The organism is Nocardioides sp. Z13_37, assembly GCF_058355585.1.
In genome coordinates this window covers 954,087-969,282 of sequence record NZ_JBZGDV010000001.1, presented here as the reverse complement: position 1 = coordinate 969,282, position 15,196 = coordinate 954,087, and the positions used below count along the sequence as shown (strand labels likewise).

16 protein-coding genes are annotated in these 15,196 nt (G+C 73.7%); 2 read left to right on the top strand and 14 right to left on the bottom strand.

The features are described from left to right. Positions 1-52: 52 nt before the first annotated feature. Positions 53-829, bottom strand: a complete 777-nt coding sequence (locus tag AC4H2S_RS04535) for an SDR family NAD(P)-dependent oxidoreductase (RefSeq protein ID WP_491495760.1) — start codon at positions 827-829, stop codon at positions 53-55. 20 nt (positions 830-849) lie between these two features. Beyond that, positions 850-2,874 (bottom strand): oxidoreductase, encoded by a 2,025-nt coding sequence (locus AC4H2S_RS04530; RefSeq protein ID WP_491495759.1) that lies wholly within the window; start codon positions 2,872-2,874, stop codon positions 850-852. 185 nt (positions 2,875-3,059) lie between these two features. On the opposite strand from AC4H2S_RS04530, the gene AC4H2S_RS04525 reads away from it, so the two are divergent. Next, positions 3,060-3,899 (top strand): IclR family transcriptional regulator, encoded by an 840-nt coding sequence (locus AC4H2S_RS04525; protein WP_491495758.1) that lies wholly within the window; start codon positions 3,060-3,062, stop codon positions 3,897-3,899. Positions 3,900-3,942: 43 nt separating this feature from the next. Here AC4H2S_RS04525 and AC4H2S_RS04520 read toward each other — a convergent pair whose 3' ends face one another. Continuing rightward, a complete protein-coding gene (locus AC4H2S_RS04520; RefSeq protein ID WP_491495757.1) occupies positions 3,943-4,389 on the bottom strand; it encodes an Ohr family peroxiredoxin in 447 nt (148 codons plus the stop codon). A 93-nt stretch (positions 4,390-4,482) separates the two neighbouring features. Here AC4H2S_RS04520 and AC4H2S_RS04515 point away from each other — a divergent pair, with 93 nt between their 5' ends. Continuing rightward, positions 4,483-5,844 carry an MFS transporter gene (locus tag AC4H2S_RS04515; RefSeq protein ID WP_491495756.1) on the top strand — a complete coding sequence of 454 codons (1,362 nt, stop codon included), beginning with the start codon at positions 4,483-4,485 and terminating at the stop codon, positions 5,842-5,844. A 269-nt stretch (positions 5,845-6,113) separates the two neighbouring features. Here the strand turns inward: AC4H2S_RS04515 and AC4H2S_RS04510 are convergent, their stop codons facing one another. From AC4H2S_RS04510 to AC4H2S_RS04460, 11 genes are all read right to left on the bottom strand, one after another. Further along, positions 6,114-6,356, bottom strand: coding sequence for a hypothetical protein (locus AC4H2S_RS04510; protein ID WP_491495755.1), 243 nt, complete (start codon positions 6,354-6,356; stop codon positions 6,114-6,116). Continuing rightward, a complete protein-coding gene (flhA, locus tag AC4H2S_RS04505) occupies positions 6,353-8,398 on the bottom strand; it encodes a flagellar biosynthesis protein FlhA (RefSeq protein WP_491495754.1) in 2,046 nt (681 codons plus the stop codon). The genes AC4H2S_RS04510 and flhA overlap by 4 nt, the downstream gene beginning before the upstream one ends. Before the next feature lie 72 nt (positions 8,399-8,470). Beyond that, a complete protein-coding gene (locus AC4H2S_RS04500) occupies positions 8,471-9,670 on the bottom strand; it encodes an EscU/YscU/HrcU family type III secretion system export apparatus switch protein (RefSeq protein ID WP_491495753.1) in 1,200 nt (399 codons plus the stop codon). A 3-nt stretch (positions 9,671-9,673) separates the two neighbouring features. Next, positions 9,674-10,438: a flagellar biosynthetic protein FliR gene (locus AC4H2S_RS04495; protein WP_491495752.1), complete on the bottom strand. Its 765-nt coding sequence runs from the start codon at positions 10,436-10,438 to the stop codon at positions 9,674-9,676. A gap of 3 nt (positions 10,439-10,441) precedes the next feature. Continuing rightward, a complete protein-coding gene (gene fliQ, locus AC4H2S_RS04490; RefSeq protein ID WP_491495751.1) occupies positions 10,442-10,711 on the bottom strand; it encodes a flagellar biosynthesis protein FliQ in 270 nt (89 codons plus the stop codon). Positions 10,712-10,717: 6 nt separating this feature from the next. Next, positions 10,718-11,626 carry a flagellar type III secretion system pore protein FliP gene (gene fliP, locus AC4H2S_RS04485; protein ID WP_491495750.1) on the bottom strand — a complete coding sequence of 303 codons (909 nt, stop codon included), beginning with the start codon at positions 11,624-11,626 and terminating at the stop codon, positions 10,718-10,720. Beyond that, on the bottom strand, positions 11,623-12,087 hold the full coding sequence (locus tag AC4H2S_RS04480) for a flagellar biosynthetic protein FliO (RefSeq protein ID WP_491495749.1): 465 nt from the start codon (positions 12,085-12,087) through the stop codon (positions 11,623-11,625). The genes fliP and AC4H2S_RS04480 overlap by 4 nt, the downstream gene beginning before the upstream one ends. A gap of 1 nt (position 12,088) precedes the next feature. Further along, a complete protein-coding gene (fliN, locus tag AC4H2S_RS04475; protein ID WP_491495748.1) occupies positions 12,089-12,844 on the bottom strand; it encodes a flagellar motor switch protein FliN in 756 nt (251 codons plus the stop codon). Next, a complete protein-coding gene (locus tag AC4H2S_RS04470; protein WP_491495747.1) occupies positions 12,841-13,806 on the bottom strand; it encodes a flagellar motor switch protein FliM in 966 nt (321 codons plus the stop codon). The genes fliN and AC4H2S_RS04470 overlap by 4 nt, the downstream gene beginning before the upstream one ends. 37 nt (positions 13,807-13,843) lie before the next feature. After that, positions 13,844-14,278 carry a flagellar basal body-associated FliL family protein gene (locus AC4H2S_RS04465; RefSeq protein WP_491495746.1) on the bottom strand — a complete coding sequence of 145 codons (435 nt, stop codon included), beginning with the start codon at positions 14,276-14,278 and terminating at the stop codon, positions 13,844-13,846. Continuing rightward, positions 14,275-15,183: an OmpA/MotB family protein gene (locus AC4H2S_RS04460; RefSeq protein WP_491495745.1), complete on the bottom strand. Its 909-nt coding sequence runs from the start codon at positions 15,181-15,183 to the stop codon at positions 14,275-14,277. Before AC4H2S_RS04460 ends, AC4H2S_RS04465 begins: the two co-directional genes overlap by 4 nt. Positions 15,184-15,196 lie beyond the last annotated feature (13 nt).

The following is a 15,196-nucleotide window of genomic DNA, read 5'->3' as shown; positions in this document are numbered from 1 at the left end:
CCGTTACAAATGGAGTCGACGAGTGGCGGGGCGGGGCACACCGGACAGGGGGTCACCGGGTGGTGACACCACCGTCGACGTAGAGCGTCTGGCCCGTGACCATGCCGGCGGCCGGCGAGACCAGGTACGCCACGGCGTGGGCGACGTCCTCCACGCTGGCCATCCGGCCGAGCGGGATGCTCGCCAGCTTGTCGGCCATGTAGTCGGCGTCCGCGCGCACGGCAGCCGTCATGTCCGTGGCGACGATGGTGGGCGCGACCGAGTTGACCCGGATGCCGTCGGCGGCCCACTCCGAGGCCAGGACCCGCGTGAGGTGGACCAGGCCCGCCTTGGAGGTGGAGTACGCCGTGTTGTGCGGCACGGCGACCGCGGCGGCCGTGGAGGTGAGGTTGACGATCGCGGCTCGGTCCGAGGCCCGCAGCGCCGGGTAGGCGGCCTGGATGACCTGGTAGGTCCCGGTGAGGTTGACGCCGAGGACGGCCGCCCACTCCTCGGGGGACGTCTCCGAGGCGGCCGACCTGGCGTTGATCCCGGCGCAGTTGACCAGCACGTCGAGCCGCCCGTGAGCCTCGAGGACCTCCTCCACGACGCGGGCCGCGGCCCCCTCGGCCGTGACGTCGAGGGCGTGGCGGGTGCGGCCCACCCGCGTGTCCACGAGCTCTGCCCATCCCGGGCCGCCCTCGCGGTCGGCCGCCGCGACCCGGGCGCCGCGCGCCTCGAGCAGCTCGACGACCCCGCGCCCGATGCCTCCGCCCGCCCCGGTCACCAGCGCCACCGCGCCGGACAGGTGGATGGGGTCGGGCGTGGCGCCGGCAGGAATTGCGTTCATGTCGTCCTCTCGGAGGGTTCTCACCCGCTCGGTCGAGCGGACGGTCCGTCGGCCGGGCCGACCGGCCCGGGGTCGAGCAGCCCGAGCACGGTGCTCCGGGCCTCGTGGGTGGCCTCGGTCAGCGTGCGCGGCGCCTGTGCGTCGCCGACCACGCGGACCCGAGGGGCGACGCCGTCGTCCTGCAGGCGTCCGTAGACCTCGTCGACCGCGCGTCGCCCCGGCAGGTCCACGACGAGGTCGACGCCCTCGACCAGCTGCTCCTGGCCCCCGACGACGTCGGCGATCACGAGGCCCGCCGCGGTCGAGCGCACGGGACGGCGGAGCGCGTGGGTGGCCACGCCGTGCCGCGCGAGCCGGTCCACGAGGCCGAGGCGGCTGTAGAGCGTCACGCGAGGGAACAGCCCGGGCCCGGCCGAGACGACGTGGACGCGCGCGCCCGCGACAGCCAGGGACTCCGCGATCGTCGCTGCCGTCCAGCTCCCCTCGTCGTCGACGACCGCGACGCCCCGTCCGGTCAGGTCCGTCCCGGAGGCCAGGATCGCCACCGCGTCGTCGACACCGACGACGCGGGCCGGGCCCGCCAGCTCGCGCACGCGGCCCTCGGAGCCGGTCGCGACCACGACGTGGTCGAAGTCGGCGGGGTCCGGAGCGCCGGCCTCCCCCAGAGCGGTGCCGAGCCGGATGTCGACACCACGCCGACGCGCCTCGGCCTCGAGCTCGTCGACCAGGCGGCCGAGCCGCGCCCGGCCGTGCAGCTGGCGCGCCAGGCGGACCTGGCCGCCGGCCTCGGTCGACCGCTCGAGGAGCACGACGCTGGCACCGGCCCGCGCCGCGGTGACGGCGGCCTCGAGGCCGGCGGGCCCCGCGCCCACGACCAGCACCGAGCGGGCCGGCGCCTCGCTCGCCCGGGACAGCGCCTGCTCGTGCGACGCCTCCTCACCCGCCGTGGGGTTCACAACGCAGGACAGGGGCAGGTTGAGCTCGATGCGGCCGATGCACGCCTGGTTGCAGGCCAGGCAGGAGCGGGTCTGCGCGGTGCGCCCGGAGGCGGCCTTGGCCACCAGGTCCGGGTCGGCGATCTGCGCGCGTGCCATGGCGACCAGGTCCGCGTCCCCGGCCCGCACCAGCTCCGAGGCGATCTCGATGTCGTCGATCCGGCAGACCCCGATGACCGGGACCCCCGGGAAATCCGCGCGGAACCGGCGTGGGAGGTGCCGGAACGGCGCCGGGTCGTGGCTCATGTCCGCGATCTGCGTGCTGAGCGACGCCGTGCCGACGTACGCCGAGTGGCTGACGTGGAGGAAGGCCGGCGGGCCGTCCTCGGCGAGCAGGCAGACCGCCTCGACGGTCGCGTCGAGGTCGAGCCCGCCGGGGAGGAACTCGTCACCGCTCACGCGGAGGCCGACGGGGAGGTCGGCGGGGACCGCACCCCGCACGGCGGCGAGCACCTCGCGGGCCAGCCGCAGCCGACCGGTCAGGTCTCCGCCGTACTCGTCGGTCCTGGTGTTGGTGGCCGGCGAGAGGAACTGCTGGAGCAGGTGGCCGTGGCCCAGGTGCACCTCGAGGCCGTCGAAGCCGGCCTGCCACATGCGGCGCGCGGCGTCCGCGAAGGCCTCGACCACGACGCCGATGTCGGCCCGGGTCATCGCGTGCGGCACGGGGCCGCCGAAGGTCCATGGGATGGGGCTGGGTGCCCAGGCGGCCGTGCGGGCGCTGTCGCCGTTGGCCTGGCGACCGGCGTGCATGATCTGCGCGAAGGCCGCCGCGCCCTCGGCGTGCACGGCGTCGACCACGGAGGCGAAGGCGCGCACGGCGTCGGGATGGTAGGAGCCGAGCGTGCTGTCGCGTCCCGCGCTCGTCGGGTGCACGCGGATGGCCTCCGTGATCACCAGCGCAGCGCCGCCGCGGGCCCGACGGGACAGGTAGTCGCGATGACGGTCGGTGGGGAGGGACGCGGACCCGAAGTTCGTGGTGTGGCCCGGGAAGACCACCCTGTTGCGCAGCCGCAGCTGGCCGATCGAGGTCGGCTCCAGCGCGGGAGGCACGGGCGACGGCCTGCTCGGTGCTGACCCGGTCGTTCCCGTCACCGTCACAGCCGCTCTCCACTTGTTTCGTTCAGAGGATCGACATCTCGCTGAGCGGAAGCCTAGAATCCGGTCCCTGAAGTGTCAAAGATAGGCCCGCCCAGCGAGACGTACGCCCACCTACCGACCTCATGAGATGAGTTGACGTGCCCTCCTCTGCCGACCCGATCACTTCCGCCGGCTCCGGGAAGTCCGCACCGACCCCGCGAGGCAGTCGCACGCTGGAGGGGCTCGAGCGCGCGCTGGACGTGCTGCTGTTGTTCACCCAGCCCAACGCGACGAGCCTCGGGGTCTCGGAGATCTCCCGCTCCCTCGGCCTGCCGAAGGCCGTCGTGCACCGCATCCTCACGACGCTGTGCAGCCGCGACTTCCTCGAGCTCAACGAGTCCACCCGGCGCTACGCCCTCGGCCCGTCGTGGCTGGTGATGGGCAGCACCTACGCGCAGCGCGTCGACGTGCGAGACCTGGCGCGCGACGCCCTGGTGCGGCTGAGCGCACAGACCTCCGAGACCTCGACATTGTCCATCCGGCACGGGAACCACCGCGTCTACCTCGACCAGGTGACGCCGCGCCGCGAGGTGATCATGTCGGTGGAGGTCGGTGCGCGGTTCCCGCTGCACGCCGGGAGCTCCTCGAAGGCGTTCCTGGCGTTCCTCCCGTCCGAGGAGCAGGCCGACTACCTCGACAGCGTCGAGCTGGTCGCCCTGACCGAGCAGACCGTCATCGACCGACGTCTGCTGGCAGACGAGCTCGCCGCGATCCGCGAGCGTGGCTACGCGGTGTCCTTCGGCGAGCGGCAGCAGGGCGCGGGGGCGGTCGCCGCCCCGCTCCTCGACTTCGAGGACCGCCCGGCCGCGGTGGTCAGCGTCTGCGGGCCGGCGGCCCGCATCCAGGGGAACGTCGAGGCGCTGGCCGGCGCCCTCCTCGCCGAGACGCGCGAGCTGTCCGTGCGGCTCGGCCGGCGCGCGCCCGCCACCACCGCCTGACCGGGGTCCCCGCCCGACCCTCGACCGTTCCCCTGCCGCGGCCTCAGCCGGCTGCGGACCCGCCAGCCTCGCTCCGGATCTCCACGGCCACGTTGCCGCGCACCGCGCGGGAGTAGGGGCAGAGCTGGTCGGCCAGCGCCAGGACCTGCTCCAGCTCGCCCGGGGTCGCCTCGGGAGCCCGCACCAGCAGCCGAGCGCGAAGGCCGTAGCGGCCGTCCGGGTCCTGCACCAGGTCGACCTCACCGATCGTCGTCGTGGGTCCGGTCGACAGACCGAGCCGACCCGCCGCCACCGCCATCGCGCTGTCGAAGCACGCGGCATATCCCGCAGCGAAGAGCTCCTCGGGGTTCGTGCCCAACCCCTTCGGGTCCGTCGGCCGGGAGAGCTCGACCTCGAGTCGGCCCGACCCACTCCGGGCAGATCCCGCGCGGCCGCCCTCGACCTGTGCCGAGGCCGTGTAGAGCACCTTGCCGTCCACCGAACTGTCCATCATCCTGTTCCTCTCGCCGCACCTGTATACCGTTCACAGGTACGCTACCGCGGGTCCGTCACGCTCGACACCCATCTGAGGCAGGTGCAGGCAGTGCCCTCAGCAGGCGCCCCGGCCCCCGTGGTGGCCACCCTGGCCCTGCTCACGACGATCACCGCGGTGGTGACCAGCCTGGGTGCTCCGCTCGTCGCCACCGTGGCGCAGGACTACGACGTCTCGCTCACCGCCGCCCAGTGGACCCTGACCTCGACCCTGCTCACCGGGGCGATGACCACCCCCATTGTCGGGCGGGCCGGCGGGGGGCCGCACCGCCGGGCCGTCATCCTCGGCGGTCTGGTGACCGTCGTCGTCGGGTGCGCGCTCTCCGCGCTCCCCACGGGCTTCGTCGGGCTGCTGGTCGGTCGTTCCATGCAGGGCATCGGCCTGGCGATCACACCGCTCGCGCTCGCCGTGGCCCGCGACGTCCTCGCCCCCGACCGGATGCGCGGGACGATGTCGCTGCTCTCCGTCGCAGGGGTGGCCGGCGCCGGCCTGGGCTTCCCCCTGACGGCCCTGGTCGCCGGCACCGGCGGCCTGGACGCGGCCTTCTGGCTGGGCGCCGGCCTGACCACGGTGACCCTGGCCGCGGCATGGCGCTTCGTGCCGTCCGCGCCACCAGCGGGCAGCGCCCGTCTGGACTGGACCGGCGGGCTGCTGCTGACGGGGGGCATCGCGGCGCTGTTGCTGACGGTGAGCCAGGGCCAGGACTGGGGCTGGGCGTCCACACGCACCCTCGTGCTTGCCGTCGTCGGCACCGCCGCGGTCCTCGCCTGGGTCCCGTGGACGCTGCGCAGCAATCACCCCCTGGTGGACCTGCGCCTGGCCGTCCGGCCGGCCGCCCTCGCCGCGCACCTGACCGCCCTGCTCGCCGGCGCCGGGATGTACTCCGGGCTCACCCTGGTCCTCATCGTCGTCCAGGAGGACTCCCCGTCGGGGTGGGGCCTGGGCCAACCGGTGGCGGTCGCCGGCCTGATGCTGCTGCCGTACTCCCTGCTCAGCCTCGGCGGCAGTCGGCTCGCACTGGCCTTCGGCCGTCGCTATCCACCGAACCGCGTGCTCCCGGTCGGCTGCGCCGTCTACCTGATGTCGAACGTCCTCCTGGCGCTCGCCCACGACCATGTCTGGCAGATCCTGCTGGTCATGGCGGTGGCAGGGATCGGGAGCGGCTGCACCTTCGCGATGATCCCGCTGCTCATCATCAGCGCCGTGCCGCCGGTGGAGACCAGCAGCATGCTGAGCTTCCAGCAGGTGCTCCGCTACCTCGGCTTCTCCGTCGGCAGCACGATCGGCGTCGTGGTGCTCGACGTCGCCGGCAGCTCCCCGGGGCCCGACCACGCCGGGTTCGTCGTGGCCTCCCTCGTCACGGCAGGCCTCTGCGGCATCGCCGGCACCGCGGCCTGGCGCATCACCCGGTGACCGGCCGCCGTGGAGTCGGCTGAGCCACGGCCGGTGCCCACCGCGGGCGGTGGCCCACCAACCTTCCTCCGCGCGCAAACGGTTGCTGACTCACCGCCCGTACGCCCGCCCGGTCGATCGGCGGTGGCCCACCAACCTTCCTCCGCGCGCAAACGGTTGCTGACTCACCGCCGTACGCCCGCCCACCGACCGGCGGTGACTGAGCAACCGTTCCCCGCGTCGAAACGGTTGCTGACTCACCGCCCAACGGCAACCCCGGGCGGGCGGGGTCAGGGGAGATCGGACTCCGAGCCGGAGGCAGGGTCGGAAGGGGGCTCGGCGGGAGCGGCCGGCTGCGGCTCGGACCAGAGCCACTCCGCGGCCATGGTGAGCAGCACCCAGCACAGTCCGGTCACGAGCAGGTAGCGACCGAGCGCGACGTCGAGCGGCACGGCACCGGTCGCAGCGCCCGCCAGGGCCGGCGAGGTGAGGAGCGCGGCGACGACCAGCACCGTCCCGGAGATCGGCTTCACGCGGTCACCGCCAGGCGGTCGCCGGTGACGGTGCCGGCCGAGCGCACCTGCGCGGCGCCGGCGAGCTCGGTGTAGGACAGGACGGGGGTGCTCGGCAGCGCCGGGGCGACCATGCGGCGTACGGCCGCGCGCAGCTGGGGCGCGCAGACCACGACCGGGCGCAGGCCGCGCTCCTCCGCAGCCGTGCGCAGGTCGGACAGCTCGCCGAGCACGCTCTGCGCGATCATCGGGTCCAGCGCGACGACCGGGCCGTGGTCGCCGGGACGGACCGCCTCGAGCATCCGCTGCTCGAGCATCGGCTCGAAGCTGATGACGTGGATCGCGCCCTCCGCCAGGTGCGGGGCGGCGATGGCCGGGCCGAGCGCGGCGCGGGCGGCCTCGACCAGGACGTCGGGGTCCTTGGTGGCCTGCGCCTCGAGCGAGAGCGCCTCGAAGATGCGCACCAGGTCGCGCACCGCGACGCCCTCGGCGAGCAGCCCCTGCAGCACGCGCTGCACCTCGCCGAGGCTCAGCTGGGCCGGGGTCAGCTCCTCCACCACGACCGGGTGACTGCTCCGGACCAGGTCGGTCAGCGTCTTGACGTCCTCGCGGCCCAGCAGCCGGGCGGCGTGCTGGCCCACGACCTCGGCGAGGTGCGTGGTGATGACCGAGGACCGGTCGACGACCGTGGCCCCGTTGAGCTCGGCCTGCACCCGCAGCTCGGCGGGGATCCACGACGCCTCGAGCCCGAAGACGGGCTCGCGGGTGGGCTGGCCGGGCAGGGCGCCGAGGTGGTCGCCGATCGCGAGGACGGTGCCGCGCGGGGCCTCGCCGCGCGCGACCTCGATGCCGAAGAGGCGGATGGCGTACGTGCTCGCGGGCAGGTCGATGCTGTCGCGGGTGCGCACCGGCGGCACGATGATGCCGAGCTCGCCGGCGATCTTGCGGCGCAGGCCCTTGACCCGGTCGAGCAGGTCGCCGCCGCTGGCGGGGTCGACGAGGTCGATGATGTCGGGGGAGAGCTCGAGGCCGAGCGGGTCGACCCGGATCTCGGCGGCGAGCAGCTCGGGGGTGTCGGGCGCGGAGCTCAGCGCCTGCTCCGCCACCGCCTCGGGCTCGTCGGCGGCGGGCTGGGGCACCCGCGTCGAGGCCAGCAGCATGATCCCGCCGGCGACGACGAAGGGCAGCTTGGGCAGGCCCGGGATCAGGCAGATGCCGAGCGCACCGAAGCCGGCGATCTGCAGCGGCACCTTGTTGTTGGTGAGCTGTCGCAGGATGTCGGAGCCCATGTCGGAGTCGCCGGTGTTGCGGGTGACGATGAGGCCGGTGGCGGTCGACAGCAGCAGCGCCGGGATCTGCGAGACCAGGCCGTCGCCGACCGAGAGCAGGCTGTAGGTGGTGATCGCGTCGCCGAACGACATGCCCCGCTGCGCCATGCCGACGGCGAACCCGCCGAGGAGGTTGACGAGGGTGATCACGATCGCGGCGATGGCGTCGCCCTTGACGAACTTCGAGGCGCCGTCCATCGAGCCGTAGAAGTCGGCCTCGGCGTGCACCTCGTGGCGGCGTCGCCGGGCCTCGTCCTCGTCGATGAGCCCGGAGTTGAGGTCGGCGTCGATGGCCATCTGCTTGCCGGGCATGGCGTCGAGGGTGAAGCGCGCCCCCACCTCCGCGACCCGCTCGGCGCCCTTGGTGATCACGACGAACTGGATGACGAGCAGGATCGCGAAGACGATCAGCCCCACGATCAGGGAGCCGCCCACCACGAAGTGGCCGAAGGTGTCGATGACCTTGCCGGCGTAGCCGTCGAGCAGGACCAGTCGGGTGGCGCTGACGTTGAGCGCCAGGCGGAAGAGGGTGAGCACCAGCACGACGGCGGGGAAGGCCGCGAACTCCAGGGGCCGGTGCACGAACATCGCGACGAGCAGCACCAGCAGGGCGCTGGTGATGTTGAACGCGATGAGCATGTCGAGCATGACCGGCGGCAACGGCACCACCAGCATCACGATGATGAGCACGATGCCGGCGGGCACACCCAGCTGGAGAAGTCGCTTGGAGGCCACGGGTGAGGTGCCTTTCGGTCGTCGCTGACGCGGGTCGCGCCGTCCGTGGCACCGGGTGACGCCGTCCTGGCGTCACGCCTCCCATCGGCCGGCGGCGCCGGCACCTGAGGGATTGGGAGTGGCCGGTCCCGGCGCGGCGGGCGCAGCGGGCCCGACCGCCCGGCGCCGACGCCCCGCGACCGGCGCGTCGGGCAGCTCGGTGTCGGTCCGCGGGGTGCCGTGCTCGCCGCCACGCACCCCGGACACGCGGCGCGAGATGACGAACGCGAGGACCTGCGCGACCGCGGCGTAGAGCTCCGCGGGGATCTCCTGGCCGACCGTGGTGGAGCGGTGCAGGGCCCGGGCCAGCGGCACGTCCCGCACCAGCGGCACGCCGTGCTCGAAGGCCTGCTCGCGGATCCGCTGGGCGACCAGCCCCTGGCCGCGGGCCACCACTCGCGGCGCCCCGCGGCTGGCGTCGTACGACAGGGCGACGGCGACGTGGGTGGGGTTGACGAGCACCACGTCGGCGGTGGGCACGTCGGCCATCATCCGGTTGCGCGAGGCGGCCAGCTGGCGCGAGCGGATCGCCCCCTTGAGCATCGGGTCGCCCTCGGTCTGCTTGCTCTCCTGCTTGACCTCGTGCTTGGACATCCGGGTCTTCTTGCCCATCCGGCGCCGCACGACCGCGTAGTCGGCGACGGCCATCACGAGCCCGGCGACCGCGACGGTGCGCAGCAGGCCGAGCACCTCGTCGTGGACCGCCTCGAGCACCGCGCTGATCGGCACGAGGCCGCCGATCAGCGGCATGATGGCCGTCACGGCGCCGTAGGCCACGAAGCCGACGACGGCGCTCTTGAGCAGCATCTTGGCGCCCTCCCACAGCGCCTGCGGGCCGAAGACCCGCTTGAAGCCCTGGATCGGGTCGAGCTTCTTGAGCGAGGGCTTGACCGACTTGGTCGCCATGAAGAACCCGCCCTGGGCCAGCGCTGCGGCCACGCCGACGACCATCACCGCCGAGCCGAGCACCACCAGCGTCACCAGCACGTGCTGGGCCCCGCGGCCGAGCAGCGTGGTGGCGTCGGCGACCTCGACCCGGCCGTCGAGGCTGAAGCAGTCGCGCATCAGCTCGGCGAGGGCCGTGAGCTCGCGGCCGAGCAGGGGCGGCAGGACCATCGCGACGATCAGCAGCGTCAGCCACCCGCCGAGCTCCTGGGTGCGCGGGACCTGGCCCTCCTTGCGCGATTCCTTGCGCCGGCGCGCGGTGGGCTTCTCGGTCTTCTCCTCCGACATCGCTCACCCACCCACGAGAGTGAACTGGGACTCGTTGGCGAGGTCGACGAGGCGGGAGACCGCCTCCGGGAGCACGGGGAAGGACAGGCCGAGCAGCAGCAGGGTGAGGCCGATCTTGGCCGGGAACATCACGTTGATGGCGTTGAGGTGCGGCGCGACCTTGGTGAGCAGCGCGAGCCCGAGGTCGGCGACGAAGAGGACCGCCACGAGCGGCAGCGCGATCTGCACGGCGGTCACGAAGAACATGCCGAACGCCGTCAGCAGCACGTGCGAGGCGCCCTCGAGGCGCGGCACCTCACCGAGCGGCAGCACGTCGAAGGTGCGCAGCAGGCCGCCGAGGACCAGCAGGTGGCCGCCCGTGGCGAACAGGATCATCACCGCGAGCATCTGGTGGAGCTTGCCGAAGACGGTGTTCATGTTCATCGACAGCGGGTCGAAGCCCTGGGCGAGCTGGAAGCCGCCGAACGTGTCGATCAGCGAGCCCGCCGTCGCGACTGCGGCCAGCAGGACGTACGTCACCAGGCCGAGCGCCGAGCCGACGACCACCTGGGTGAGGGTGGTCAGGAGCAGGCCGCCCGTCGCGGTCGGGATGCTGCCGCCCTCGACGGAGGGCACGACGGCGAAGGCGAGGCCGAGCGAGAGCACCACCTTGGCCATGAGCGGGACGGCGCGGCCGGCGAAGGGCGGCACGAGGGCGAGCCAGGCGATGATCCGCACGGACGCCAGCAGGTAGGCCAGCAGCGGCTCGCCCGCCACGGTCAGGGTCACGGCTCAGCCCAGCAGCGTGGGGACGAGGTCGAAGAGGTCCTCGGTGAAGTCGACCAGCGTCTGCAGCATCCAGCCGCCCGAGATCAGCAGCGCGATGCCGACGCCGACCAGCTTGGGCACGAAGGCGAGGGTGAACTCCTGGATCTGGGTCATCGACTGGAACAGCGAGATGGTGAACCCGATGACCAGCGCGGTCACCAGGATCGGCGCGCTGAGCTTCAGCGCGACCACCATGGTCTGGAGGGCGATGCTGATGACGGTGGTGTCGGTCATGGCGGCCTACCGATAGCTCGACACGACGGAGGTGATGACCAGGCCCCACCCGTCGACGAGGACGAAGAGCAGCAGCTTGAAGGGCAGCGACACCATCACCGGCGGCATCATCATCATGCCCAGCGCCATCAGTGCCCCGCTCACCACGATGTCGATGACGAGGAACGGGATGAAGACGATGAAGCCGATGATGAAGGCCTGCTTGAGCTCGCTGAGCACGAAGGCCGGCACGAGGGTCGCCATCGACACGTCGTCGCGGTCGGCGGGAAGGTCGCGCCCGGCCACGTTGGTCAGCAGCCGCAGCTCGTCGTCCCCGGTCTGGTCGAGCATGAAGTCGCGCAGCGGCTCGACGCCGTCCTCGTAGGCCGCGGTGGCGGTCTTGTCGCCGTCGAGGTAGGGCTGGACGCCGGTGTCGTTCATCTGGCCCAGGACCGGCGCCATGATGAACAGCGACAGGAAGAGGGCGAGCCCGGCCAGCACCTGGTTGGGCGGGATGCCCTGCAGGCCGAGGGCGTTGCGGGTCAGCCCGAGCACGACCAGGACCTTGGTGAAGCTCGTGCAGGTCAGCAGGATCGCCGGCAGCAGCGAGAGCAGCGACAGCGCCAGGATGACGGTGACCGGCGTGCTGGGCTTGTCGGTGAGGCCGTCGAGATCGATCGTCACCGAGCTGTTCCCGCCGCCCGGGCCGTTGGGGCCCCGCGGGCCGCGGGGGCCGTCGGGCGCCGTGGGCGTCATCGGCGCCGCGACCACGACGGTCGCCGCGCTCGCCTCGCTCGACACGGTGCCGGCGGACGGGGCCGCCGCGGCGGCGGGGGCGCCGAGGCCGAGCAGCACGGCGACGGCCCCCAGGGCCGAGGCCACGGTGGCGACCAGGAGCCGGGTGAGGAGCCGGGCGACCCGCCTGCGCGCGCTCACGACGCCTTGCCCGTGGCGGCGGCGACGGCCTGGCGCCACGTCTGCACGGACAGGACCGACCCGGACAACGTGCCGTCCTCCGACGACGTACGTCGTACGGCGGGGGTGGCGGCGCGGTGGGCCCCGCGCCGGGCGTCGGCGACGGCGACCGGACCCGGCGCGGGTGACTCGGCGACGTCGACGGCAGGCAGCTCGTCGCCGAGCAGCGCCTCGTCGAGGTCGGCGGGGTCGAGCTCGGCGAGCAGGCTGACCTGGTGGTCGGTGCTGCCGAGCACCAGCACCCGGCCGCCGACGGTGATCACCGAGACGGAGGCGCTGCGCGAGAGCGGCTGCCGGTGCACGACCTGCACCGGGGCGCCGGCACGGGCGCCGTAGCGCTTGCCGACCAGCCGGGCGAGCAGCAGCAGGAGTCCCACGACGACCGCCAGCGAGGCGATCAGTCGTACGGTCAGCTCGAGCACGTCAGCCCGCCGCGCTGTCGTCGACGATCTCGGTGATCCGCAGTCCGAAGTCCTCGTCGACGACGACGACCTCGCCGCGCGCGATGAGGCGGCCGTTGACCAGCAGGTCGGCGGGGCTGCCGGCGGCGCGGTCGAGCTCGAGGACGTCGCCGGGCGAGAGGGCGAGCAGCTCGCGCACGGTCATCCGGGTGCGGCCGAGCTCGACCGCGACCTCGAGGTCGACCCCGTGCAGCATCTCGATGCCGCGGGACACCGCCGGCACGACGCTCTCCTCGCGGGCCGCAGGGGCGTCCCCGGCGAGCGCGACGGCCGCTGCGATCGCCACGTCGGACACGAGCAGCGCGCCGCACGGCACGCCGTCGCCCAGGAGCGGGACCGCCGTGGAGGGGCCCGCGATGTCGGACCCGACGAGCTCCACCGCGACCTCGCGGGCGGCTCCGCACCGGGTGCCGAGCGCGACGGCGGCGGCGTCGAGGGCCGGCTGCGTGGCCGCCGCGAGGTCGAGGCCGCCGAGCGGGCTGCCGGCGAGGGCCTCGACGAGGTCGGCACCCACGAGGACGGCCAGGCGCGGCGCGCCCGGGAGGTGGAGGTCGGCGACGACCGCCCCGGCGAAGCCGTCCACGGCGTCCGGACCGCCGGGCACCGGCGTGCCGGCAGTGAGGGCGGTCGGCGCCGGCAGCACGCCGGCGGCCGCCGCGGCGGCCGCCGAGACGGGTCCGGCGACCTGCTCGGCGGTGGTGTCGGTCAGGGTGCTCATGCGTTCTCCTTGGTCGTGCCGACGACCAGCGCCGCGAGCCGGGCACCGTGGGTGCCGGCCGTGGCCTGGGCGAAGGTGGTCTCGCCGACGACGACGTCGAGCGGGGCGGTGGCGTTGTGGCCCAGGCGCACCACGTCACCGACGGCGAGGGCGGCGAGGGTGGCGGACGCGAGGTGGGACGGGCGGAACCGGACGACGGCGTCGACCGGGACGTCCCGGAGGCGCCGGTCGACGAGCTCGGCGGACCGGGAGCGCTGCTGGCGCTCCTTGTCGGTGACCGGTGCAGGGGCCGCGGCGCGCACCAGGTGGGGGTGCAGTCCCGCGAGCGGCAGGCACAGCGTCACGCGGTGCCGGCGCTCCTCGACGACGAGGTCGAGCGCGGCGACGACGACCGCCTCGCCGGGGGTGGCCGCCTGCGCCAGCCGGGGGTCGTACTCCACGCCGACGACGGCCGGGGTGGTGGCGACGATGCCGGCGAGGCTGTGGGAGAGCTCGTCGAGCAGCCGCACGACGAGGTCGTGCACGACGGCCGACTCGAGCTCGGTGAGCGGGCGTCGCGGCTGCACGCCGGCGCCGGCGCCGCCGAGCATGTGGTCGATCGCGCTCATCACGGCCGGCAGCGGCAGCTCGAGCAGCGCGTGCCCGGGCAGCGGCTCGGCGCTCAGCGTCACCGCGTACGTCAGCTCGTCCAGCGAGTCGACGTGCTCGGCGTAGGTCCGCTGGGACACGTCGAGCAGCTGCGCGGTGCAGACCGTGCGGAGCGCGGACGTGACGACCGTCGCCATCTGGCGCGCGAACCCGTCGAGGCACACCTGCAGGAGGCGGGTGTGCTCGCGGGAGAGCTGCACGGGACGGCGGAAGTCGTACGCCGTCGGCGTCACGCCGCCGCGGGCGCGCCGGCGCGCCCGGGCACCGGGGTGCACGGGTGTGCGCAGGTCGTCGCGGGGCGGCTGGGAGGTCACGCACCACCCATCGGCCCGGTCCGGACCGACTTGAGGACTACTGGGTGACGAACTCTGTGAAGTACACCTCCAGCACGTCGCCGTGGTAGTCCTCGTGCAGCCGCTCCTCGAGCCTGTCCTTGAGCTCCTGGCGCTCCCCTGCCTTGGCCAGCTGCGCCTGGTCGAGGCCGCTGAAGAGGTCGATCGTCGCGTCGAGCGCCTTGCTCCCCTCGGCCCCGTGGGCGTCGGCGGAGAGCTGGAGCGCGATGCCGATGCGGAGGTAGTGGCCGTCGGCGAGGTTGACCTGGATCGGCTCCATCGTCATCACCTCGCCCGGCGCGGGCTCCGTGGGCGGGCTGGGCTTCAGCAGGAACCACCAGCCGGCGGCGGCCAGCACCAGCGCCAGGCCGACGAGGACGAGCTTCTTCGTGCCGCTCCTGGGTGCGGCGACCTCGGCCGCGGTCGCGGTGGGCCGGTCGAGCGTGGTGCTCATGACGATCCTCCAGTGGTCGAGTCGGGCGTGGTCGAGTCGGGGGTGGTGCCGGTGGCCGCGACGTCGTCGAGCAGCTCGCGCGACGAGGCGGGCAGCGCGGAGAGGACGACGATGTCCACCCGCTTGTTGACCCGCTGCGACCCGGCCCGGGTCGGGTCCACGAGCGGGTCCTCGTGGCCGAAGGCCGCCGCGCTGAGGCGTTCGCCGGGCAGGCCGCCGACCTCCTGCAGGTAGCGCAGCACGGTCACCGCGCGCGCCGAGGACAGGTCCCAGTCGGTGGCGAAGTAGCGCGGCTTCACCGGCACCTGGTTGGTGTGGCCGTCGATGCGCAGGTCCTCGGTGCTCGCGCGGAGGACCGGTGCGACGGCCTCGAGCACCCGCCGGCCGCGGCGGCTGAGCTCGGCGCGGTCGGGCTCGAACACGACGTGGCGCGAGGTGAGGCTCAGCACCAGGCCGCGGTCGTCGACGCTGCGGGTGACGTCGTTGGCCAGCCCCGCGCGGCGCAGCGCCCGGGCGAGCGCGTCGCCGAGCTCGTCGAGCCGGGCGAGCTCGGCACGCGCGTCGGCGTACTGCTGCTCCTGGGCGGCCAGCGCCTGCTGGGCGCGCTGGGCGCTCGGCGAGGACCCGGGGAAGTTCTCGGCACGCACCGGTGCGATCGAGGCGGTGCCGGGCTGCTCGAGCATCGACTCCGAGCCCGTCATCACCGACGTGGACTCCCCGAAGCCGGCGGCGAGGCCGGCCTTGAGGGCGTTGAACTTGCGCTCGTCGACGACGCTCATCGAGAACATCACGATGAACAGCACCATCAGCAGCGTGACCATGTCGGCGTAGGTGACCAGCCACCGCTCGTGGTTCTCGTGCTCCTCGGGCTCCTCGACCCGACGCCGGCGCGACCCGGTGCTCACGACGCTGCCCCGC

Coding starts and splice junctions, on each gene's coding strand:
- AC4H2S_RS04535 (WP_491495760.1), bottom strand. CDS start 829: ATGAACGCAATTCCTGCCGGCGCCACGCCCGACCCCATCCACCTGTCC.
- AC4H2S_RS04520 (WP_491495757.1), bottom strand. CDS start 4,389: ATGGACAGTTCGGTGGACGGCAAGGTGCTCTACACGGCCTCGGCACAG.
- AC4H2S_RS04500 (WP_491495753.1), bottom strand. CDS start 9,670: ATGTCGGAGGAGAAGACCGAGAAGCCCACCGCGCGCCGGCGCAAGGAA.
- fliQ (WP_491495751.1), bottom strand. CDS start 10,711: ATGACCGACACCACCGTCATCAGCATCGCCCTCCAGACCATGGTGGTC.
- fliN (WP_491495748.1), bottom strand. CDS start 12,844: ATGAGCACCCTGACCGACACCACCGCCGAGCAGGTCGCCGGACCCGTC.
- AC4H2S_RS04465 (WP_491495746.1), bottom strand. CDS start 14,278: ATGAGCACCACGCTCGACCGGCCCACCGCGACCGCGGCCGAGGTCGCC.